This window comes from Novosphingobium soli, from assembly GCF_042432915.1.
GTDB classification, from domain to species: Bacteria; Pseudomonadota; Alphaproteobacteria; order Sphingomonadales; family Sphingomonadaceae; genus Novosphingobium; species Novosphingobium soli.
Genome location: NZ_JBHLWK010000006.1, coordinates 116,363 through 137,688, shown reverse-complemented (window position 1 = coordinate 137,688; position 21,326 = coordinate 116,363). Strand labels below are relative to the sequence as shown.

The window sequence follows — 21,326 nt, the reverse complement described above, 5'->3', positions numbered from 1 at the left end:
AACGCCTCGTCCACCAATCCGGTTTAAGCCCTAGGGAGTGCTACGGGACTGGAGGGTGGGATGGTCGGCTGCAACATGTGCGGCACCGAGAGTGCAAGACCGCTGTTCTCCGCCAAGGGCTACGACCTTGTCCGCTGCAGCGGGTGCGATCTGGCGTATGTCGCCAACCCTCCGGACGCGGAGGGCCTGCGCCGGCTCTATTCCGCGGGCGAGACCGAATACCACGCCGAACTCCATGATCCCGACAGCGCCGCCTCGCGCCGCATGGCCGAGATCGCGGCGCGCCACCTGCGCTTCACGCGCCGCTTCGTTGGCGCGGGGCGGCTGGTCGACGTCGGCTGCTCCTCCGGCGAATTCCTGGTGCTGGCGCAGGCCGCCGGCTTCGCGTGCTCGGGCATCGAGTTCTCGGCAGAATCCGCGCAGCAGGCGCGCCTTCGCACCGGGCTGGAGATCGAGCGCGGCACCTTGCGCGACACCGGGCTGGAGGCGGGGTCCTGCGACGTCGTGACCCTCTTCGACGTGATCGAGCACGTTCCCGACCCGCTGGGCGACCTGGCGGCCGCCTGGGCTCTCTTGTCCCCGGGCGGATGGCTGGTCCTGTCCACGCCCAACATCGACGGACTGTTCCCGCGCGCCTCGTTCCCGCTCGCCGCGAAGCTGGGGTACTGGCCCCACCCCGAGCCGCCGCACCACCTGTTCCAGTTCTCGCAGGCGACGCTGTCGGCGATGGTGGAGCGCGCCGGGTTCGAGGTGGCGGGCGTGCACCACTGCAACATCGACCTGGCCTATACCTTCGGCACCCCCGCCACGCTGGCACGCATGCCCAAGCGCCTCGCCTACGCCGCCGTCTTCGCGCCGGTCGCGAAGCTGGGGCCGTTGGTCGGGCAGGGGGACTGGATCTACCTGGCCGCCCGCAAGCCGCTGGCCAGCTGAGCGGGCCGCCGCGCGGCGGGCCCGCTCGACGGGGCCGGGGGCGCAATCTCGCGGCCCGAGGCCAACACGAGCACGGCGCATCCGTTGACCCGCCGATCGACGGCGCTCAGCAGCAGCGCTTCCCCATCCGGCGTGATCGTGCTGGGAGCGGCGGCCTCGCTGGCGGGCTGCACCACGTACCGGCACTTGCGACGATCGGTCTCCTTCTTGGCGACCGGCTCGACGGGTGACGCGGCGCTCAACGTCCAGGCGCCCGCGGCCAGCATCAGCAGAACAGTATTCATCGCGGTCTCCTCCCTCGGGAAGATATATACCACGCGAACAGGCCGCGCGCATGCGTGAATCGCGAGGTAACGGCACACGTCATGCTTGCCTGCGACTCAGGTCGCGCCTTCATCCCTTCTTGCGCGTGAGCTCGCGCATCGCGGCGTCGAGCCCGTCGAGAGTGAGGGCGTACATGGCGTCCCCCACGATCTCCCGGATCATGCGCGTGGAGGCGGAGTATGACCACTGCCGCTCCGGCGTCGGGTTGAGCCACACCGTGGCCGGATAGGTCTGGACCACGCGCCGCAGCCAGACGGCGCCGGCTTCCTCGTTCATGTGCTCGACCGAGCCGCCCGGATGGCTGATCTCGTAGGGGCTCATCGCCGCGTCGCCCACGAAGATGACCTTGTAGTCGTGCCCGAACTTGTGGAGCAGGTCCCAGGTTGGCGTGCGCTGCGACCAGCGGCGCCGATTGTCCTTCCACACGCCTTCGTAGAGGCAATTGTGGAAGTAGAAGAACTCCATGTTCTTGAACTCGGCGGTGGCGGCGCTGAACAGTTCCTCCACGAGCCGGACGAACGGGTCCATCGAGCCGCCGACGTCGAGGAACAGCAGCACCTTGACCGCATTGTGCCGCTCCGGCCGCATCACCACGTCGAGCCAGCCCTGCTTGGCGGTGCCCGAGATTGTGGCGTCGAGGTCCAGCTCCTCGGCGGCGCCTTCGCGCGCGAAGCGGCGCAGGCGGCGCAGCGCCACCTTGATGTTGCGGGTGCCCAGTTCCCTGGTGTTGTCGAGGTTGGCGAACTCGCGCTTTTCCCAGACCTTGATCGCCCGACCCTGCTTGCCCTCTCCCCCGATGCGCACGCCTTCCGGGTTGTAGCCGGAATGGCCGAAGGGCGAAGTCCCGTTGGTGCCGACCCACTTGTTGCCGCCCTGGTGGCGCTTCTGTTGCTCCTCGAGCCGCTGCTTGAGCGTCTCCATGATCTCGTCCCAGGAGCCCAGCGCCTTCACCGCCTCCATCTCCTCGGGCGAGAAGTAGCGTTCGGCGAGCTTCTTGAGCCACTCCTCGGGGATCTCGACGGGCTGCTGCCCGTAGTCGGTCAGGATGCCCTTGAACACTTTCTGGAACACCTGGTCGAACCGGTCCAGCAGGCCTTCATCCTTCACGAAGGTGGCGCGGCTGAGATAGTAGAATGCCTCGGGAGTCTGCTCGATCACGTCCTTGTCCAGCGCTTCCAGCAGGACGAGGTGCTCCTTGAGCGACGCGGAAATCCCCGCCGCCCGCAGTTCGTCGATGAAGTTCAGGAGCATCGGATCCCCTCCGCTCGCCGCCGCTTCGCGTTCATGCGGATCGCGCCCTTCAGGCCTTGGCCGTGGGGGCCGGCGGCTGGCCGGGCCAGCGCTCGAGCTGCGGATCTATCGCGGCCCAGGCCGGCGCCTCGTCGGTCCAGATCGCCATCGCCGGGCTGAGGCCATGCCCTTCGTCGAGCAGGCCGAGCCGGATCGTGCGGAGCTGCGGCCGCGCGCTCGTCCGGCCGAGCACGGGCGTGCCGCAGGCGGCGCAATACTCGTGCGTCAGCACGTTGCCGCTGGCCGCGACATAGGCGTGATCGCCCCGCGCACCGCTGATCGTCACCGCCTCGGTCGGAAACATCGCGTTGTTTGTCGGCCCGCCCGCGGCGACCTTCTGGCACTGGCGGCACCAGCATTGCCGGGTGGCGACCGCATCCGCGGTGATGGTGACCGTGACCGCGCCGCAGTTGCAGCGGCCGGTGTAGCGCGGCTCGCTCATGGCGCCGTCCTCAGCCGCCGCGCCGCGCCATGAAGGCGAGGCGTTCGAACATCATGACGTCCTGCTCGTTCTTGAGCAGGGCGCCGTGGAGCGGCGGGATCGCCTTGCCGGGATCCTGGCTCTGCAGCACGTCCAGCGGCATGTCCTCGTTCAGCAGCAGCTTGAGCCAGTCGAGCAGCTCGCTGGTGGAGGGCTTCTTCTTGAGACCCGGCACTTCGCGCAGCTCGTAGAAGATCTCCATCGCCTTGCGCACCAGCGTCTTCTGGATGCCCGGAAAGTGCACGTCGACGATGGCCTCCATCGTCTCCCGGTCGGGGAACTTGATGTAGTGGAAGAAGCAGCGGCGCAGGAACGCGTCCGGCAAGTCCTTCTCGTTGTTGGAGGTGATGACCACGATCGGCCGCTCCACCGCGGCGACGTGCTCCCCGGTCTCGTAAACGTCGAAGGCCATGCGGTCGAGCTCGGCCAGGAGGTCGTTCGGGAATTCGATGTCGGCCTTGTCGATCTCGTCGATCAGCAGGACCGGCAGCTCGGGCGAGGTGAACGCCTCCCACAGCTTGCCCTTGCGGATGTAGTTGGCGATGTCGTGGACCCGCGCATCGCCAAGCTGCCCGTCGCGCAGGCGGGCGACCGCGTCGTATTCGTAGAGCCCCTGATGCGCCTTGGTGGTGGACTTGACGTTCCAGGTGATCAGCGGCGCCCCCAGCGACGCGGCGATCTGCTCCGCCAGCACCGTCTTGCCGGTGCCGGGCTCCCCTTTGACGAGGAGCGGCCGGCGCAGGAGCACCGCGGCGTTGACGGCGACCTTCAGGTCATCGGTGGCGACGTAATTGCTGGTGCCTTCGAAACGCTGCATCGGTCGTCCTGCTCGCTTTAACTACGCGATTAAGCCCTATGTGCCGCGCCGCAGCAAGGCAATATCGATCCGCTGCGGCAAGCCGGCGCATGGACAACCCCGCCCCGGCGTTGCAGAGCAGGGCCATGCGGGGCGATCTTCTGCGCAGGATGGACTGGCTGGGCCCTGCCCGGGCGCGCGGTTACCTGCGCCTGCTGGCCGTGCTGAACCTGGCCGCGCTGGTGGCGCTGGTCGCCACTGCGCGCGGCGGCGTGGACCGCAACGGCTTCCTGCTGGGGAGTGACTTCCTGAGCTTCTGGACCGTCGGCCGGATGCTCCACGCCGGTGCCGAGGTCTACGACACCGCCGCGCACATCGCGGCCCAGCGCACCCACTTCGCGGCGGAGACGGGCTACACCGCCTTCTTCTACCCGCCATCGTTCCTGCCTTTCTGCTGGCCTCTGGGCCTTGCGCACTACATCCCCGCGCTGGCGGGATGGCTGGTCGCGACCGCGGCAGTCTACATCGTCGCGGCGCGGGCGTGGCGGGCGAATGCCGGCGTCGGTGCCCCGCTCTGGCTGCTGTTCGTGGCCTTCCCCGCAGTGCCGATCGTGGTCACGCACGGGCAGACCTCGTTCCTGGTCGCGGGGTTGCTGGGCCTGGGCGCCTGGCTGGTGCCCTCGCGCCGCTGGATCGCGGGCGTGCTCCTCGGCCTGGCGACGATCAAGCCGCAGTTCGGCGTGCTCGTGCCGCTCGTGCTGCTGCTGACGCGCGAATGGCGGACCGCCGCCGCGGCCTTCGCGACGGCCGTGGCGCTGGCGTCCTTCGCAGCGCTGGCGTTCGGGGCGCACGTCTGGACCGATTGGCTCGCCACGAGCGGGCAAGCCGAAGCGGCCATGGCCGCAGGCGCGATGGGCTTCGGCAAGATGATCAGCCCCTTCGCGGCCCTCAAGCTGATGGGGGCCCCGACCGGGGTGGCCTATGCCGGGCAGGGCGTGGTCTCCGCGGTGGTGGCGGGAACGCTGGCGGGGGCGGCATGGGGGCGCCGCTGGTCTCCCGCGCTTGCCGCCCCGATGCTGTGCGGTGCGCTGCTGGCCACGCCGTTCGCGCTTGACTATGACGCCGTGCTCCTGGGCATGCCGATGCTTTGGCTCGCGGGACGAGGGCTGGAGACGGGATTTCGCGATTGGGAGAAGCTGGCGCTGCTGCTGGCCTTCGCCGCGCCCGCCTTCGCCCGGCCGCTGGCGCTCCATGCAGGGCTGCCGGTGATGCCGCTGATCGTCGGGCTTCTGTTCGCGGTCCTCTGGCGGCGCGCCCGGAGCGAGCCCATGAGTGCCGCGGATCAGGACCCTGCCGTCGGTGGCTCGCCCTTGTCGTCGCGCTTGCGCCATGTCCGGCGCAGCGCCCAGACGGCGGCGAGGAGCGCGGTCAGGCCGGTGACCACCGCGGTGAGCGCCTTGAGCAGCGTGGGCGTGCCCGCCACGGCGTCACCGATCCGCTGGCGCAGGGTCAGCCGAACCTCCACCGGTTCGTTGTGGACGGTGGGAAGCAGTTCATAGGTCCTGCCGTCGGCAGCGATGCCCAGCACGGACGTTCGCAAGGTCAGCTTGTGCGGACCGCGCCTCTTGGGCGTGACCGCCCACTGCCAGGTGGTGACCCCGTAGTCGGAGAGGCTCTGTTCGGCATCGTTGAGTGCTTCGATGTGGAAGCCGTGGCCCGTCAGCACCGCCTTCATGTTGCGGCCGACGATGGGCTGGTAGGTCTCGACCGTCCCGGACTGCCCCTCCAGCGCTTCCTGCGGCGTCTGTCCGCGCAGTCGTCGCCGCGGCGGTGTCGGCGCGGGTGCGTCCGTCGCGGCGGGGCTGTCCGAGGCGTCGGCCATCGCAGCGTCCGCAGCGTGTTCCACCATGGCGTCATCCACCATCGCGTCGTCCACCATGGCGTCCGCGGCATCCTCGGCCTGCACCGCCACCGGCTCGGGCGCGAAGCCGATGGAGAGCTGGATGGTGACCGTCTCGTCGCGCACCATGCTGTCGGGCACGTTGAACGCGGCCAACCCGGTTTCGGCGTTGTCGACCGCGGCGCGCAGGTCGTCGCAGTCCTCCCCGGTTAGGCGGCGATTGACGATGTCGCAGCGTTCGAGCGCAGTCGAGTCGGTGGCGACCGGGTATTCCAGCGATCGCGCGTCCATGGTGGCCATCGCGTTGGTGCCATCATTCTCGCTCGCCTGGCAGGCGGCAAGCATGAACAACGGCAGAAGTATCGTGCACCGCCGTGAGAACATCGGCCGTCCCCCTCCCGGATACCAGGAAACGGCAGAATAACACGGCTATGGCGGCAATACACTCAGGAGTTTCCGCCAGTTCGGCGGTCGAAGGGACGAATACTTGTCTATTCGCCCTCTATCGAACGATCATCTGCAGCGGCCTTGCTGCGGAGCTAGGGTTCAGGCGTCGATCAGCTCCGGGTCGATCTCGCCGGCGCGGTTCTGGATGAACTGGAAGCGGTGCTCCGGATTGCGACCCATGAGGCGGTCGACCAGGTCCTTGACCTGGAACCGTCCCTCGTTCTCCGTGGGCAGGGTGATGCGGATCAGCGAGCGCGTCTGCGGGTTCATCGTCGTCTCGCGCAGCTGCTGCGGGTTCATCTCGCCAAGGCCCTTGAAGCGGCCGACCTCCACCTTCTTGCCCTTGAACTGGGTCGCCTCCAGTTCCGCGCGGTGCGCGTCGTCACGCGCGTAGGCGGACATCGAGCCGGCGGTCAGGCGGTAGAGCGGGGGCTGGGCCAGGTAGAGGTGCCCGCGGCGCACGATGTCCGGCATCTCCTGGAAGAAGAACGTCATCAGCAGCGTCGCGATATGGGCACCGTCGACGTCGGCGTCGGTCATGATGATGACGCGGTCGTAGCGCAGGTTGTCCGCGTTGCAGTCCTTGCGCGTGCCGCAGCCGAGCGCGAGGCCCAGGTCGGCGATCTCGGAGTTGGCGCGGATCTTGTCGGCCGTGGCGCTCGCGACGTTGAGGATCTTGCCGCGGATCGGCAGGATCGCCTGGGTCTTGCGGTCGCGCGCCTGCTTGGCCGAGCCGCCGGCCGAATCGCCCTCGACGATGAACAGCTCGGTCTCGCCGCTGCCTTCGCCCGAACAGTCGGTGAGCTTGCCGGGCAGGCGCAGCTTGCGCGCGTTGGTCGCGGTCTTGCGCTTGACCTCGCGCTCCGCCTTGCGGCGCAGGCGATCGTCCATGCGCTCCATCACCGCGCCCAGCAGCGCCTTGCCGCGATCGAGGTTGTCGGTGAGGAAGTGGTCGAAATGGTCGCGCACCGCCGCTTCCACGAGGCGCGCGGCCTCGGGGCTGGTGAGGCGGTCCTTGGTCTGGCTCTGGAACTGGGGATCGCGTATGAAGACCGAGAGCATGACCTCGCTCCCGGTGATCACGTCGTCGGGCGTGATGTCCTTGGCCTTCTTGGCCTGGCCGACGAGATCCGCGAAGGCGCGAATGCCCTTGGTGAGCGCCGCGCGTAGGCCCTGCTCGTGCGTGCCGCCGTCAGGCGTGGGAATGGTGTTGCAGTACCAGGAATAGGCGCCGTCGGAATAGAGCGGCCAGGCGATCGCCCACTCGACGCGGCCCTGCTCGGACCCGTCATCGCCCTTGGGAAAGTCCTGCGAGCCCGAGAAGAACTGCGTGGTCACGCACTCGCGCGTGCCGATCTGCTCGGCCAGGTGGTCGGCCAGGCCGCCGGGGAACTGGAACGTTGCCTCGGCGGGAATGCCCTCGCCCGCGAGCGAAGGCGCGCACTTCCAGCGGATCTCCACGCCCGCGAAGAGGTACGCCTTGGAGCGGACCAGCTTGAACAGCCGCGCCGGCTTGAACTTCTGGTCGCCGAAGATCTCGGTGTCCGGCGTGAAGGTCACCGCGGTGCCGCGGCGATTGGGGGCCGCGCCCACCCGCTGGATCGGGCCGAGCGTGACGCCGCGGGAGAACTCCTGCGCGTAGAGTTCCTTGTTGCGCGCCACTTCGACCCGCGTCTTCACCGAGAGTGCGTTGACCACCGAGATGCCCACGCCGTGCAGGCCGCCCGACGTGGCGTAGGCCTTGCCCGAGAACTTGCCGCCCGAGTGCAGGGTGGAAAGGATCACCTCCAGCGCCGACTTGCCGGGGAACTTCGGGTGCTCGTCGACCGGGATGCCGCGCCCGTTGTCGGTGATGGTGAGGCGGCCGGCGGTTCCGGGCTCATCCTCGAGCGAGACTTCGATGCGGTTGGCGTGGCCGGCCACCGCTTCGTCCATGGCGTTGTCGAGCACCTCGGCCGCGAGATGGTGCAGCGCGCGCTCGTCCGTGCCGCCGATGTACATGCCGGGGCGCCGCCGGACCGGCTCCAAGCCCTCGAGCACCTCGATCGCCGAGCCGTCGTAGGTTTCGCCGGTGGCGGTCGGGAGCTTGTCGAAGAGGTCGTCGGACATGGCGCGACTATAGGACCCGCGGAATCAAGGGATCAAGGACGGGCTTGCGCTTATCCTCAGCCCGCCGTCCCCGCCCGACGGGGTCGGCGGGCGAGGGCTCCGGCGGGTAGGGCGGGTCAGTCGCCGAACTTGGCGGGAGCCGGGCTGACCACCCGGACCGTTCCCGGTGCGACCTCGCGCACCTCGAGAGCCCGCTCCACCAGGCCGCCGCGGGTGAAGCGGAAGGCGCCGTCCACGCCCAGGAACCCGCCAGGGAAGGACTTGGGATCGCGCAGGGTCTCAGCCGGGAAGCGGCTCCCCGGCTTCCAGTCGCGCGCCACGCGAAGCGTCAGCAGCACGGCATCGTACCCCAGCGTCGCGATCCGGAACGGCTGTGCGCCGAAGCGGGCGCGGTAGCTCTTCGAGAACTGGCCGAACCGCTGGTCCGAAACGGTGGAGTACCACGCGCCCGCCAGTGCCGGAGAGGCGGTGACCTCGCGCTCGCCGCTCCACAACTCCGTGCCCAGGAAGCGGACGGTGGTGGCGGCCTTGCCCGGCCCCTTGAACGCGCTCGCCGCGCGCGCCGAGAGGCTGCCGCTGTCGGCGATCAGCAGCGCCTCGAAGCCCCCCTTCGCCTTCACGCGCTGCGCGGCCGAGGCGATCGAGCCGGCGCTGCGGTCATAGGCTTCGAGCGCGACCACCGATCCCCCGCCCTCGCGCACGGCCGAGAGCAGGGCGCTGCTCGTGCGATCGCCGTAGTCGCCGCGGGGTACCAGCGCGGCGAAGCTGGAAACGCCCTGCGCACGCGCGTACTCGACGGTGCGAACGACCGACTGACCCGGCAGGTTGCCCATGATGAAGACGTCCTTGGTGGCCGCCTTCTCGTCGTTGGAGAACGAGATGATGGGCACTTTCGCCCCCTTGGCGACGGCGGAGACGGCGGGGATGTCGTCGGCGAGCAGCGGGCCCAGGATCAGCTGGTTGCCATCGGCGATGGCGCGCTGGGCGGCGCCGGCGGCACCCGTCGATGTGTCGTAGGTGGTCACCCGCAGGTTCTTGGCCGCGGTGTCGACCAGCGCCATGTTGGCGGCATTGGCGATCGCCTGGCCGACCCCGGCGTTGGCGCCGGTCACGGGCACCAGCAGTGCGACGCGGTGGCGCTCGGTATCGGTCGGAATGTCGCTCCGGCTGGGGGTGGGCGTGGGCGCTGCGGGCGGCGGGGCGGTCGTCGGCGCCTTGGGCACGACGGCGCAGCCGGCGAGCGCGGCCATCGCGGCGGCGGCGAGAAGGTTCCGCCGATTCATCCGCGCGATCAGGCTCTTGTCGAACATTGCTTGCCGCTCCCTTGGTCCATGGGCATGAGTCCGGTGATGGAAGACACTCTTTCGCCGGGCCTTTACATAGTCGCAACCCCCATTGGCAACCTGGGCGACATCACGCTGCGCGCGGTCGAGACGCTGAGAGGCGTGGGCGCCGTGGCCTGCGAGGACACGCGGGTGACGGGCAAGCTGCTCCATCACCTGGGGATCAAGAAGCGCCTGATCCGCTATGACGACCATGCCGGCGAGGCCGACCGCGAGCGCCTGCTGGCGCTGATGGAGGCCGAGCCGGTGGCGCTGGTGAGCGATGCGGGCACGCCGCTGATCTCGGACCCGGGCTATCGCCTCGTCCGCACGGCGCGGGAGCGGGGGATCGCGGTGACCAGCCTTCCCGGGGCCAACGCGGCGGTGCTGGCGATGACCCTTTCCGGGTTGCCGAACGACCGCTTCCTGTTCGCCGGATTTCTCCCGAACAAGGCCAAGGCCCGGGAGGATGCGCTGGCGGAACTGGCGGCGGTGCCCGCGACTCTGGTGTTCTACGAAACGGCGCCGCGCCTCGATGCGGCGCTTGCCGCCGTGGCCGCGGTGCTGCCCGGGCGCGAGGTGGCGGTCGCGCGCGAGCTGACCAAGCGCTTCGAGGAATGCCGCAGCGGCACCCCGCAGGAGCTGGCCGCGCACTATGCCGCGCACCCGCCCAAGGGCGAGATCGTGCTGCTGATCGCGCCGCCCGGCGAGACGCCCGCCGGCGAGATCGACGTCGACGCGCTGCTGCTCGCGGCATTGACCGAGGCGAAACCGTCGCAGGCGGCGGCACAGGTCGCGAAGACGACCGGTCTCGACCGCAAGGCGCTCTATGCCAGGGCCCTGGCGCTCAAATGAGCAGGCAACGGCAGCGTGCTGAACGCCGGGGCCGGCGCGGTGAAGCGCTGGCGGCCCTCTATCTCTGGCTCACCGGCTGGCGGATCGTGGGGCGACGCGTGAAGACCCGGAAAGGGGAGCTGGACCTGGTGGCACGCCGCGGCCGCACGCTCTGCTTCGCCGAGGTCAAATGGCGCGCCAGCCCGGGCGACCTCGATCTTGCCGTCGACGGGCGGCGCCTCAGGCGCGTGGCCGACGCCGCCGCGCTCGTTGCCTCGCGCTATGCCCGGCCCGGCGACGACATCCGCATCGACGTGATCCTGATGACGCCGCGCCGCTGGCCGCGCAGGATCGTCAATGCCTGGCAACCGGGGGCGTGAACGCCTGCGCCGGGGTAAGTGCTCGAGCGGGCGGAGATTTTCGGGTCGCGCCTGGGCGGCGTTGTCGCTAAGCCCACGACCTGCAACCCTCTCGCAAAGGCTGAAGATCGCCCATGTCGCTACGTGTCGCCGTCCAGATGGATCCGCTCGAGACGATCAAGATCGCCGGGGATTCGAGCTTCGCGCTGATGCTGGCGGCGCAGGCGCGTGGCCACACGCTGTATCACTACGACGTGCGGACGCTGGCCTACGACACGGCGCACGGGGCGGCGGGGCGGCTGACCTGCTGGGGGGCGCCGGTCACCGTCCGGCGCGTGGAAGGGGCACACTTCACGCGCGGCGAGTACCGCCTGATCGACCTGTCTGAGGACATCGACGTGGTGCTGATGCGCCAGGATCCGCCCTTCGATCTCGGCTACATCACCGCCACGCACCTGCTGGAGCGGCTCGCCGGCCGCACACTGGTGGTCAACGATCCCGCTTCGGTGCGCAACGCGCCGGAGAAGGTCTTCGTGCTCGACTTCGCGCGGTTCATGCCACCCACCTTCATCGCGCGGCGCATCGAGGATGTGAAGCTGTTCGGCCAGCGCCATCCGGGCGATCTCGTCGTGAAGCCGCTCCACGGCAACGGCGGCAAGGCCGTGTTCCGCGTCCCGGCGGACGGGTCCAACCTCGGCGCGCTGGTGGAGATGTTCCAGAACGCCTGGGTCGAGCCGTTCATGGTCCAGCCGTTCCTTCCCGACGTCGCCGAGGGCGACAAGCGCATCGTCCTCGTCGACGGGGAATTCGCCGGCGCCATCAACCGCAAGCCGGGGGAGGGCGAGTTCCGCTCCAACCTGGCCGTCGGCGGCTCGGCCGAGGCGAGCGGCCTCACTTCGGCGGAAGAGGAGATCTGCGCGGCGCTGGGTCCGGAACTCAAGGCACGCGGGCTGGTTTTCGTCGGCATAGACGTGATTGGCGGGAAATGGCTGACAGAGATCAACGTGACCTCGCCCACCGGCATCGTGGCGATCGACCGGTTCAACGGAACCGACACCAGCGCCCGGATATGGGATGCCATCGAGGTGCGCCACCGCGCTCTGTAAACTGCGCAGGGCGCATGCATGGCTGAGTGGGTCTACGAGGTCGTCCGGCAGGGCGGCTATCTCGGCATCATGTTCCTCATGGCGTTGGAGAACATCATCCCGCCGATCCCCTCGGAACTCATCATGGGGCTGGGCGGGATCGCCGTCGCGCGCGGGGACATGCAGTTCTGGCCGCTGCTGCTCTGGGGTACGCTCGGGGCGGCGCTCGGCAACTACGTGCTGTTCCTGGCGGCGGATCGCCTCGGCTACGAGCGGCTGCGGCCGTTCATCAACCGCTGGGGCCGCTGGCTGACGCTTGAGTGGCACGACGTGGAGGTCGCCGGCCGGTTCCTGCGGCGGCATGGCCACTGGGTGGTCTTCGTGCTCCGCTTCATGCCGATGTTCCGCACGGTGATCTCGATCCCTGCCGGGCTGGCGCACATGGGCCACGCCAAGTTCCTGGTCTTCACCGCGCTGGGCGCGGCGATCTGGAACGCCGTGCTCATCATGGGTGGGCGCTGGCTGGGCCGCACGCTGGCGGAGGCGGAGCAATGGCTCGGCTGGGCGACGGTCGTGGTCGCGGCGATCACCATCGCGTTCTACGTGTGGCGTGTCATCAGCTGGAAGCCGCGCGAGGAGTAGCGCTCGGAGCCGCCCGTTTGGCGATTCAGCCCTGTTCCCTCGGGTGCGCGTTGCGATAGACGTCCAGCAGCGTCGCGGCGTCCACGCGGGTGTAGATCTGGGTGGAGCCGAGGGAAGCATGGCCCAGCAGCTCCTGCAGCGAGCGCAAGTCCGCACCGGCGCCGAGCAGATGCGTCGCGAAACTGTGGCGCAGGGCGTGCGGGGTCGCGCTGGCTGGCAGGCCGAGGACGACCCGCGCGCGAGCGACGGCCTTCTGCACCATCCCCTGCGAAAGCGCCCCGCCTTTCGCCCCGCGGAAGAGCGCGGCCTCGCGGACCGTGGGCCAGGGGCACTTGGCGAGATAGTCGTCCACCGCCTCGCGCACGATCGGCAGCAGCGGCACCACCCGCTGCTTGCCGCCTTTCCCCGTCACAGTCAGCGTCTCGCCCAGCGGCAGGGCCGCACCGGTGATCGAGAGCGCCTCGGCGATGCGCAAGCCCGCGCCGTAGAGCAGCAGCAGCACGGCCCGGTCGCGTGCGCCGATCCAGGGCTCGGAGGCGTCCTCCTCCACCGTGGCAGCGAGGTTGACCGCGTCGTCGGGCGTGACCGGGCGCGGGATGCCCTTCTTCACCCGCGGCCCTCTCAGCCGCGGTGGCACGGCATGCGAAGCGCCCGCCTTGTCCCGGGCGAAGACCAGGAACGCCTTGAGCGCCGAGAGCTCGCGCGCGGCCGAGACGTTGCCGATGCCGTCCTCGCGCCGGCTGGCGAGATGCGCGCGCAGGGCACCGGCGTCGAGCGCGGCCAGCGCGGCCCAGTCCGGATCGCCAAGGCTGTCGATCAGTCGTGCGGCTGTCGCCACGTAGGCGCGCACCGTGTGCGCGCTGCGGCGGCGTCCTTGTGCCAGGTGATCGCCCCAGGCCTCGAGGAGGTCGGCCTTGCGGCCCATCAGCCCTCGACCAGCTGCAGCGGAACGAGCTCGCCCAGCAGGGCATCGAGCAGGACCATGCCCTCTTGCGTCACGCCGATGCGCGCGTCCTGCCGCCACACGAGGCCCTGCTTCTGGTAGAAGCCCGCCTTGGCATCATCGCACAGCTCGGCAGCGGGAAGACCGAAGCGGGCCGCCATGCCAACCAGGTCGACGCCTTCCCGCAGCCGCAGGCCCATCAGCATGGCCTCGCTCGCCTGCTCGCGAATGCCCAGCACGCGCTGCTCGGCGATGCCGTGGCCGTCGCGGGCCACAGCCGCCAGCCAGTTCTCCGGCTTGCGGTGTCTCGCCGTCGCCACGCCGCCGCGACGGCCATGCGCGCCCGGGCCGATGCCGGCATAGTCGCCGTATCGCCAGTAGGTGAGATTGTGGCGGCTTTCCTGTCCCAGGCGAGCATGGTTGCTCACCTCGTAAGCCGGCAGCCCGGCTGCCGCCGTGACTTCGCGGGTCAGCGCGAACATGTCGGCGCAGGCATCCTCGTCCAGGGGCGCGAAATCGCCCTTGCGCACCATGGTCTCGAAGCGCGTCCCCGGCTCGATGGTGAGCTGATAGAGCGAGAGGTGCCCCGTGCCGAAGGCCAGCGCGCGCTCCAGCTCTGCGCCCCACGCTTCGGGAGACTGGCCGGGCCGGGCATAGATGAGGTCGAAGCTGACCCGTTCGAACCGCCGCTGCGCCACCTCCAGCGCGGCCAGCCCCTCGCGCGCATCGTGCAGACGGCCGAGGAACCGCAAGGTCTCGTCGTCCAGGGCCTGCAGGCCCAGCGAGACGCGGTTCACGCCGGCCGTGGCCAGCGCGGCGTAGTTCGCCGCTTCCACCGACGAGGGGTTGCCCTCCAGCGTGATCTCGATCCCGGGCGCGAAGCCCCAGAGCCGTTCCGCCTCCTCCAGGAGCCGCGCCACGAGGGCAGGGGGCATCAGCGAAGGCGTGCCGCCGCCCAGGAAAATCGACTTCAGCCGCTCGCCGCCGGCAAGCGCGTGCTCGTGGCGCATGTCGGCCAGCAGCGCGTCCTGCCAGGCGGCGTGGTCGACCCGCTCGCGGACATGGCTGTTGAAGTCGCAGTAAGGGCACTTGGCCAGGCAGAACGGCCAGTGGATGTAGAGCGCGCGCGCCATGGCCTCTTGTATCAGGCTCCGAACTGCGCGGCGACCAGCTTGGCGAAGGCGTCGGCGCGGTGGCTGATCCGGTGCTTCTCCTCGGGATCGAGCTGCGCGAACGTCACCGTGCGGCCTTGCGGAACGAACACGGGATCGTAGCCGAAGCCCATCGTGCCGCGCGGGGGCCACGAGAACGTGCCTTCCACCCGTCCTTCGTAGACCGCCTCGGCGCCGTTGGGCCAGGCGATCGCGAGGGTGCAGGAGAACCAGCAGGACCGGTCGACGTCGGAGCCGAGCTGGCACAGCAGCCCCTCGACCTTGCCCATCGCCAGGTACCAGTCGCGGCCCTTGTAGTCCTGGCCCGGCGCGCCCTCGAACCACTGCCGCTCGGCCCAGTCCGCGGTGTAGACGCCCGGCCGGCCGCCCAGCGCCGCGACCGAGAGGCCGCTGTCGTCGGCCAGCGCCGGGAGGCCGGAGGCCTTCGCAGCGGCGTGGGCCTTGAGCAGGGCGTTCTCGACGAAGGTGGTGCCGGTCTCCTCCGGCTCGGGCAGGCCCAGCTCGCCCGCCGACGCGCACGCCATGCCATAAGGGGCCATTAGCGCCGCGATTTCGCGCAGTTTGCCCGCATTGTGGGTGGCGATGACGAGGCGGTCGGCGGGATCGAGCTTGCGGGTCATGCCGGCCTCAGCGTCCCACCGCCTTCGCCTGCGCGGCGAAGATCCGGTCGCAGCCGATGCGCGCCAGGCGCAGGAGCCGCAGCAGGCTTTCCTCGTCGTAGGGCGCGCCCTCGGCGGTGGCCTGGGCCTCGGCGATCAGGCCGCCCTCGATCAGCACGAAGTTGGCGTCGGCGTGCGCGCTGCTGTCCTCGATGTAGTCGAGGTCGAGCACCGGCGTCCCCTCGCTGATCCCGCAGGAGACGGCGGCGACCTGGGCGGTGATCGGGTCTTCCTTGATCTTGCCCTCGGCGATCAACTTGTCGACGGCGATGCGCAGCGCGACCCAGGCGCCCGAGATCGCCGCGGTGCGGGTGCCGCCGTCGGCCTGGAGAACGTCGCAGTCGAGCACGATCTGGCGCTCGCCCAGCTTCTTCATGTCGACCACGGCGCGCAAGGACCGGCCGATCAGGCGCTGGATCTCCTGCGTGCGGCCGGACTGCTTGCCCTTGGCCGCCTCGCGGCTCCCGCGGGTATGCGTGGCGCGGGGCAGCATCGAGTACTCCGCCGTCACCCAGCCTTCGCCCTTGCCGCGCAGGAACGGCGGCACCTTCTCCTCGACCGAAGCGGTGACGAGAACGCGGGTATCGCCGAAGGCGATGAGGACCGAGCCTTCGGCGTGCTTGGTGAAGCCGGTCTGGATGTCGATGGCGCGCATTTCGTCAGGCGCGCGGCCGGAAGGTCGCATTGCGGGAAGTCCCTCGTCGTGGATTACCCCGGCGCCCTAGGCGCTTTGGGGTTGAGGCTGCAAGGGCATTGCCTAAATTGGGAACCAAGATGCCGACGCCGCCGATCACCGAACTGACCACCCGCGCGCGCGAGATCTTCCGGCTCGTGGTGGAGGGATACCTCGCCACCGGCGCGCCGGTCGGGTCGAAGGCGCTGTCGGGCAGCGGCTGCGTGAACCTGTCCTCGGCCTCGATCCGCTCGGTGCTTGCCGACCTGGAGGGCCTCGGCCTGCTCGCCGCGCCGCATACGAGCGCCGGACGCCTGCCGACCGAGGCCGGGCTGCGGCTGTTCGTGGACGGGATCATGCAGGTCGCGGAGCCCACGCCCGAGGAGCGGCTGGCGATTGAGAGCCGGATATCGGCACCGGGCCCGATCGAGGCGGCGCTGGAGGCGACCAGCGCGCTGCTTTCCAGCCTGTCCTCGGGCGCGGGGCTGGTCATGGTGCCACGCCGCGAGCCCCGGCTCATGCACCTGCAACTGGTTCCGCTCGCTCCGCGCCGCGCGCTGGCCATCCTGGTGGGCGAGGACGGCGCCATCGAGAACCGCGTGCTGGACCTGCCGGCCAGCCTGCCTCCGGGCGCGCTGGAGGAGGCGTCGAACTTCATCTCCGCACATCTGCGGGGGCGCACCCTTGCCGAAGCCGCGGCGGCGATGCGGGCCCAGATCGCCTCGGGCAAGTCCGCGCTCGACGCCGCCAGCAGCGACCTGGTCGAACGCGGGCTCGCGGTCTGGACCGAGGATGCGATGGCCCGTCCCGTGCTGATCGTGCGCGGCCAGGCCAACCTGCTGGACGAAGCGGCCCTGACCGACCTCGAACGGGTCCGCTCGCTGCTGGACGACCTCGAGAACAAGCAGTCGGTGGCGGACCTGCTGGACAGCGCTCGCGAATCGCAGGCGACGCGGATCTTCATCGGCTCGGAAAACCGGCTGTTCGCGCTTTCGGGGTCCTCGGTGATCGCCTCGCCCTATCGCGACCGCGAGGGCAGGGTGGTCGGCGTGGTGGGGGTAATCGGCCCGACTCGGTTGAATTATGCCCGGGTCGTCCCCATGGTGGACTTCACCGCCCAGAGCCTGGGCAAGCTCATCGGATAGCTGGAACAGACCAAGAAAATGACCGACGACAAGACGCAGTCTCCCGCCATTGACCCGGCCGTGGCCGAAGAACTTCAGGGCGTGCCCGAGGACTTCCTCGACAAGGGCGGCGAGAACGAGGAACTTACCCGACTGCGCGAGGAACTGGCGACGGCCAAGCAGGACGTCCTCTATGCCCGCGCCGAGACGCAGAACGTGCGCCGCCGGCTGGAAAAGGACATCGCCGACACCCGCGCCTACGCCGCCACCGGCTTTGCGCGTGACATCCTCTCGGTTTCCGACAACCTGTCGCGCGCGCTCTCGGCGATCCCGGCCGACCTGCGCGAGGACGAGAAGCTCAAGGGCCTGGTCTCCGGCATCGAGGCGACCGGGCGCGAGATCGACAAGGTCTTCGCCAGCCACGGCATCAGCCGCATCGCCGCCATGGGCCTGCCGCTCGATCCCAACCAGCACCAGGCGATGATCGAGGTTCCCTCCGCCGACGTCGAGCCCGGCACGGTCGTGCAGGAGCTGCAGGCCGGATACATGATCAAGGACCGTCTGCTGCGCCCCGCGATGGTGGCCGTGGCGAAGAAGCCGGACTGATCGCCGCGAGCCCGCCGCTGGGCATCAGGCCCCGCGGACGGCGGTTTTTCCGCGCTGTGGCAGGACGAGCGGGCGTACGGCAGGGTTATGTCGTTTCGTTGCCGAGGAACCTCTTAGGTCCACCTCCGTTGACTTGGCAGGACCCCTGGTTTTTCGGAGAACATCCATGCGCAAGATCATCCTCCCCCTGCTTGCGGTCGGCGCTTTCAGTATGGCCGGTTGTGCGGGCAACTACGCGGGCGAAGGCGCCTTGGCGGGCGGCGCGCTCGGCGCGGGCGTCGGTGCCATCGCGGGCGGCGATGTCGGCACGGGTGCCGCTGTCGGCGCTGCAGCCGGCGCGCTCGCCGGTTCGCAGGTCGACAAGGACAAGGGCTGCTATCGCTACGATCGCAACGGCGACCGGTACTGGGACCGCGATTGCTGATCCGCACGCCTCTCGTCAAAGGGTCGCAGCGGGGCGTGGTCGCCTGACCACGCCCCGCTCCTTTGTCCCTATACGGTTCAGGCCCGGGCGGGCTTGAACGGCAGGATTCCGCGGTAGCTGTCCAGCGGCGGCGCCCCGGGAACCTGCGCGCCCATCCGCAGCAGGAACACGTGCCGTACGATCTCGGCCTGCTGCTCGAGCCCGTACCGCTCCAGCGTCCAGCCGGGGCGCAGGGCGTAGTCGTAGCGGGAAAGCGGGTGCCGCATCAGCGGCAGGTACCAGCGCCCGCGCACCTGCGTCTGCCAGACGTGGGTCATCTCGTGCAGGAACAGCCCCTGGAGGGCGTGCGAGGCCGCCGCGAAGTCATCGCGGTAGAGTTCGCTTCCCGGGTGGAAGTGCAAGTGCCCGCAGGGTGCCATCACCGTGTTGCGGGGTTGGAGCGGAAACCAGCGTCGGCGGCGGATGCGCACCGGCTGCCAGTCTATCGCCGTTCCGAACACCGACCGGGCGAGGTCGATCTCCCCGGGCGTGAGCGGCCGCTCGGCGCCCCGCGGACCGGCCGCCGAGCCGGCTGGCTCCCCGCTCAGTGGTGCATCCCTTCCATGCCCGCATCCGTGCCCATGCTCTCCAGGTGGAGTGGCATCGACAGCTTGTCGCCGTCCGAGAACGTCAGCGTGAGTTCCGCCGTGCCGCCCGGCTTGAGCGTTTCGGCCAGGTCGAAGGCCATGATGTGGAGCCCGCCCGGGGCGAAGACCACCGAGGCGCCCGGCGCGATCGGCAGCGAGGCCACTGCCGCCATGGAGCCGCCGCTGGTCTGGTGCATCTCCGCCTTGCCGGCGCCGGAGACATGGACGCCCGCCAGGGTCACCGGCTCGGCGCCGTCGTTGCGCACCGTGAAGTAGACCGCGGCCGGACGGCCGGCCACCACCGGCAGGACCATCCGCCCGTCGCTGGCGGCGATGCCGGGCTTGGCGACGGGTCCGGTCACCGTCGCCTCGTTGGCCTCGGACGGGCTGTCCGGCTCCTGGCTGCAGGCGCCGACGCCGGCCGCCAGCGCGATCGCAGCGATCAGGACGAGCGGGCGGTTCGGTTTCATCACAAGCATTTCCTCGGTCCTCCGGGCCCCCGAAAAATCGCCTGCCTCATGCCACTCGTGCACACTTGTTCCAAGCAAAACGTCACCTATATCGCCGCTCGACGACTTGGAACGTCACCGAGCCGCGCAAGCCGCCTTGCCTTGATGGAGGGAGGCGATCCGTGCGGTGTCAACCATTGACGTGAGGAATGGGGATAATGGCAAAAGTAATTGGTATCGACCTCGGAACCACCAACAGCTGCGTCGCCGTGATGGATGGCGGCAAGCCGAAGGTCATCGAGAACTCCGAAGGCGCGCGCACGACGCCCTCGATCGTCGCTTTCACCAAGGATGGTGAGCGCCTGATCGGGCAGCCGGCGAAGCGCCAGGCCGTGACCAACGGCAACAACACGATTTTCGCGGTGAAGCGCCTGATCGGTCGCCGGTTCGACGATCCGGTGACCAAGAAGGACACCGAGCTGGTCCCCTACACCATCGTCAAGGGCAAGAACGGCGACGCCTGGGTCCAGGCCGGTGGCGAGGACTACAGCCCCTCGCAGATCAGCGCTTTCACCCTGCAGAAGATGAAGGAAACCGCCGAATCGTACCTCGGCGAGACGGTCACGCAGGCGGTCATCACCGTTCCCGCGTACTTCAACGACGCGCAGCGCCAGGCCACCAAGGACGCCGGCCAGATCGCCGGCCTCGAAGTGCTGCGCATCATCAACGAGCCCACCGCCGCGGCGCTGGCCTACGGGCTCGACAAGCAGGACGGCAAGACCATCGCGGTCTACGACCTTGGCGGCGGCACCTTCGACGTCTCGATCCTCGAGATCGGCGACGGCGTGTTCGAGGTGAAGTCGACCAACGGCGACACCTTCCTGGGTGGCGAGGACTTCGACTCCAAGCTGGTCGAATGGCTGGCCGACAAGTTCAAGGCCAAGGAGAACATGGACCTGCGCAGCGACAAGCTCGCTCTGCAGCGCCTGAAGGAAGCGGCCGAGAAGGCGAAGATCGAGCTTTCGTCCACCGCGACGACCGAGGTCAACCTGCCCTTCATCACCGCGCGCATGGAAGGCGGCGCCACCACCCCGCTGCACCTGGTCGAGACGATCACGCGCTCGGACCTGGAGCGCATGGTGGCCGACCTGATCCAGCGCACGCTCGAGCCCTGCCGCAAGGCGCTGGCCGATGCGGGCATCTCGGCCAAGGAGATCGACGACGTCGTGCTCGTGGGCGGCATGACCCGCATGCCCAAGGTGCGCGAAGTCGTGAAGGAGTTCTTCGGCAAGGAACCGCACACCGGCGTGAACCCGGACGAGGTCGTCGCCATGGGCGCGGCGATCCAGGCCGGCGTGCTGCAGGGTGACGTCAAGGACGTGCTGCTGCTCGACGTGACCCCGCTGTCGCTGGGCATCGAGACGCTGGGCGGCATCATGACCAAGATGATCGACCGCAACACGACGATCCCGACCAAGAAGAGCCAGGTCTACTCGACCGCCGAGGACAACCAGCAGGCGGTGACGATCCGCGTGTTCCAGGGCGAGCGCGAAATGGCGCAGGACAACAAGCTGCTGGGCCAGTTCGACCTCGTCGGCATCCCGCCGGCCCGTCGCGGCGTCCCGCAGATCGAGGTGACCTTCGACATCGACGCCAACGGCATCGTCAACGTCTCGGCCAAGGACAAGGGCACCGGCAAGGAGCAGCAGATCCGCATCCAGGCCTCCGGCGGTCTCTCGGACTCGGACATCGACCAGATGGTCCGCGATGCCGAGAAGTTCGCCGAGGAGGACAAGAAGCGCCGCGAATCCGCCGAGGCCCGCAACCAGGCGGACAGCCTGGTCCACGCGACCGAGCAGCAGATCGCCGAGAACGGCGACAAGATCGACGCTGCGCTCAAGAGCGAGGTGGAGGCCGCGATCGCCGCGAGCAAGACCGCTCTCGAGGGCGGTGACGCCGCCGAGATCAACGCCAAGGCTCAGGAACTGACCCAGGTGGCGATGAAGATGGGCCAGGCCATCTACGAGAAGGAGCAGGCCTCGGCGGCATCGCCGAACGCGGCTCCGGCCGGTGACGACGACGTGGTCGACGCCGAGTTCTCGGAAGTCGACGAAAACAAGGGCTGACG

The 21,326-nt window shown here is 69.3% G+C and carries 22 protein-coding genes; 10 read left to right on the top strand and 12 right to left on the bottom strand.

Annotated features, from left to right (window positions below):
• Nucleotides 1–60 precede the first annotated feature (60 nt).
• On the top strand, nucleotides 61–933 hold the full coding sequence (locus ACFFJC_RS02525) for a class I SAM-dependent methyltransferase (protein WP_379486004.1): 873 nt from the start codon (nucleotides 61–63) through the stop codon (nucleotides 931–933).
• Here ACFFJC_RS02525 and ACFFJC_RS02520 read toward each other — a convergent pair.
• The 4 genes from ACFFJC_RS02520 to ACFFJC_RS02505 form a co-directional block, all read right to left on the bottom strand.
• Nucleotides 900–1,217: a hypothetical protein gene (locus ACFFJC_RS02520; protein ID WP_379486003.1), complete on the bottom strand. Its 318-nt coding sequence runs from the start codon at nucleotides 1,215–1,217 to the stop codon at nucleotides 900–902. The genes ACFFJC_RS02525 and ACFFJC_RS02520 overlap by 34 nt on opposite strands.
• A 109-nt stretch (nucleotides 1,218–1,326) precedes the next feature.
• Nucleotides 1,327–2,508 carry a vWA domain-containing protein gene (locus ACFFJC_RS02515; protein ID WP_379486002.1) on the bottom strand — a complete coding sequence of 394 codons (1,182 nt, stop codon included), beginning with the start codon at nucleotides 2,506–2,508 and terminating at the stop codon, nucleotides 1,327–1,329.
• Nucleotides 2,509–2,557: 49 nt separating this feature from the next.
• Nucleotides 2,558–2,989, bottom strand: a complete 432-nt coding sequence (locus ACFFJC_RS02510; protein ID WP_379486001.1) for a GFA family protein — start codon at nucleotides 2,987–2,989, stop codon at nucleotides 2,558–2,560.
• Between the two features lie 10 nt (nucleotides 2,990–2,999).
• Nucleotides 3,000–3,845 carry an AAA family ATPase gene (locus tag ACFFJC_RS02505; protein ID WP_379486000.1) on the bottom strand — a complete coding sequence of 282 codons (846 nt, stop codon included), beginning with the start codon at nucleotides 3,843–3,845 and terminating at the stop codon, nucleotides 3,000–3,002.
• Nucleotides 3,846–3,970: 125 nt separating this feature from the next.
• Here ACFFJC_RS02505 and ACFFJC_RS02500 point away from each other — a divergent pair, with 125 nt between their 5' ends.
• The gene (locus ACFFJC_RS02500; protein ID WP_379485999.1) at nucleotides 3,971–5,383 is read left to right on the top strand and encodes a glycosyltransferase family 87 protein; all 1,413 of its coding nucleotides are present in this window, start codon (nucleotides 3,971–3,973) and stop codon (nucleotides 5,381–5,383) included.
• An 887-nt stretch (nucleotides 5,384–6,270) separates the two neighbouring features.
• Here the strand turns inward: ACFFJC_RS02500 and parE are convergent.
• Together parE and ACFFJC_RS02490 are read right to left on the bottom strand one after the other, a co-directional pair.
• Nucleotides 6,271–8,280 (bottom strand): DNA topoisomerase IV subunit B, encoded by a 2,010-nt coding sequence (gene parE, locus ACFFJC_RS02495; RefSeq protein ID WP_379485998.1) that lies wholly within the window; start codon nucleotides 8,278–8,280, stop codon nucleotides 6,271–6,273.
• 116 nt (nucleotides 8,281–8,396) lie between these two features.
• Nucleotides 8,397–9,590, bottom strand: coding sequence for a penicillin-binding protein activator (locus tag ACFFJC_RS02490; RefSeq protein WP_379485997.1), 1,194 nt, complete (start codon nucleotides 9,588–9,590; stop codon nucleotides 8,397–8,399).
• A gap of 39 nt (nucleotides 9,591–9,629) precedes the next feature.
• On the opposite strand from ACFFJC_RS02490, the gene rsmI reads away from it, so the two are divergent.
• The 4 genes from rsmI (at nucleotide 9,630) to ACFFJC_RS02470 (ending at nucleotide 12,522) form a co-directional block, all read left to right on the top strand.
• A complete protein-coding gene (gene rsmI, locus ACFFJC_RS02485) occupies nucleotides 9,630–10,457 on the top strand; it encodes a 16S rRNA (cytidine(1402)-2'-O)-methyltransferase (protein WP_379485996.1) in 828 nt (275 codons plus the stop codon).
• Nucleotides 10,454–10,816, top strand: a complete 363-nt coding sequence (locus ACFFJC_RS02480) for a YraN family protein (RefSeq protein ID WP_379485995.1) — start codon at nucleotides 10,454–10,456, stop codon at nucleotides 10,814–10,816. Before rsmI ends, ACFFJC_RS02480 begins: the two co-directional genes overlap by 4 nt.
• A 113-nt stretch (nucleotides 10,817–10,929) precedes the next feature.
• Nucleotides 10,930–11,901: a glutathione synthase gene (gshB, locus tag ACFFJC_RS02475; protein ID WP_379485994.1), complete on the top strand. Its 972-nt coding sequence runs from the start codon at nucleotides 10,930–10,932 to the stop codon at nucleotides 11,899–11,901.
• 18 nt (nucleotides 11,902–11,919) lie between these two features.
• A complete protein-coding gene (locus ACFFJC_RS02470) occupies nucleotides 11,920–12,522 on the top strand; it encodes a DedA family protein (RefSeq protein ID WP_379485993.1) in 603 nt (200 codons plus the stop codon).
• Between the two features lie 25 nt (nucleotides 12,523–12,547).
• Here ACFFJC_RS02470 and ACFFJC_RS02465 read toward each other — a convergent pair whose 3' ends face one another.
• Genes ACFFJC_RS02465 through rph form a run of 4 tightly spaced genes read right to left on the bottom strand, consistent with a single transcriptional unit; the run spans nucleotide 12,548 to nucleotide 15,981 of the window.
• Complete coding sequence (locus ACFFJC_RS02465; RefSeq protein ID WP_379485992.1) at nucleotides 12,548–13,447, bottom strand: tyrosine recombinase XerC; 900 nt, start codon at nucleotides 13,445–13,447, stop codon at nucleotides 12,548–12,550.
• Nucleotides 13,447–14,598, bottom strand: a complete 1,152-nt coding sequence (gene hemW, locus ACFFJC_RS02460) for a radical SAM family heme chaperone HemW (RefSeq protein WP_379485991.1) — start codon at nucleotides 14,596–14,598, stop codon at nucleotides 13,447–13,449. The genes ACFFJC_RS02465 and hemW overlap by 1 nt, the downstream gene beginning before the upstream one ends.
• 11 nt (nucleotides 14,599–14,609) lie before the next feature.
• Complete coding sequence (rdgB, locus tag ACFFJC_RS02455) at nucleotides 14,610–15,257, bottom strand: RdgB/HAM1 family non-canonical purine NTP pyrophosphatase (RefSeq protein ID WP_379485990.1); 648 nt, start codon at nucleotides 15,255–15,257, stop codon at nucleotides 14,610–14,612.
• Between the two features lie 7 nt (nucleotides 15,258–15,264).
• The gene (gene rph, locus ACFFJC_RS02450; RefSeq protein WP_379485989.1) at nucleotides 15,265–15,981 is read right to left on the bottom strand and encodes a ribonuclease PH; all 717 of its coding nucleotides are present in this window, start codon (nucleotides 15,979–15,981) and stop codon (nucleotides 15,265–15,267) included.
• Nucleotides 15,982–16,070: 89 nt separating this feature from the next.
• On the opposite strand from rph, the gene hrcA reads away from it, so the two are divergent.
• The 3 genes from hrcA to ACFFJC_RS02435 all read left to right on the top strand — a co-directional run bounded on the left by hrcA (nucleotide 16,071) and on the right by ACFFJC_RS02435 (nucleotide 18,123).
• Entirely contained in the window at nucleotides 16,071–17,114 is a 1,044-nt protein-coding gene (hrcA, locus tag ACFFJC_RS02445; protein WP_379485988.1) for a heat-inducible transcriptional repressor HrcA, read from the top strand.
• 18 nt (nucleotides 17,115–17,132) lie between these two features.
• The gene (locus ACFFJC_RS02440; protein ID WP_379485987.1) at nucleotides 17,133–17,699 is read left to right on the top strand and encodes a nucleotide exchange factor GrpE; all 567 of its coding nucleotides are present in this window, start codon (nucleotides 17,133–17,135) and stop codon (nucleotides 17,697–17,699) included.
• A 166-nt stretch (nucleotides 17,700–17,865) separates the two neighbouring features.
• Nucleotides 17,866–18,123 carry a YMGG-like glycine zipper-containing protein gene (locus ACFFJC_RS02435; RefSeq protein WP_379485986.1) on the top strand — a complete coding sequence of 86 codons (258 nt, stop codon included), beginning with the start codon at nucleotides 17,866–17,868 and terminating at the stop codon, nucleotides 18,121–18,123.
• A gap of 77 nt (nucleotides 18,124–18,200) precedes the next feature.
• Here the strand turns inward: ACFFJC_RS02435 and ACFFJC_RS02430 are convergent, their stop codons facing one another.
• On the bottom strand, nucleotides 18,201–18,623 hold the full coding sequence (locus ACFFJC_RS02430; protein WP_379485985.1) for a vgr related protein: 423 nt from the start codon (nucleotides 18,621–18,623) through the stop codon (nucleotides 18,201–18,203).
• 83 nt (nucleotides 18,624–18,706) lie between these two features.
• Nucleotides 18,707–19,219 (bottom strand): copper chaperone PCu(A)C, encoded by a 513-nt coding sequence (locus ACFFJC_RS02425; RefSeq protein ID WP_379485984.1) that lies wholly within the window; start codon nucleotides 19,217–19,219, stop codon nucleotides 18,707–18,709.
• A 197-nt stretch (nucleotides 19,220–19,416) separates the two neighbouring features.
• Here ACFFJC_RS02425 and dnaK point away from each other — a divergent pair, with 197 nt between their 5' ends.
• Nucleotides 19,417–21,324, top strand: coding sequence for a molecular chaperone DnaK (gene dnaK / locus ACFFJC_RS02420; RefSeq protein WP_379485983.1), 1,908 nt, complete (start codon nucleotides 19,417–19,419; stop codon nucleotides 21,322–21,324).
• The last annotated feature ends 2 nt before the right edge of the window (nucleotides 21,325–21,326 follow it).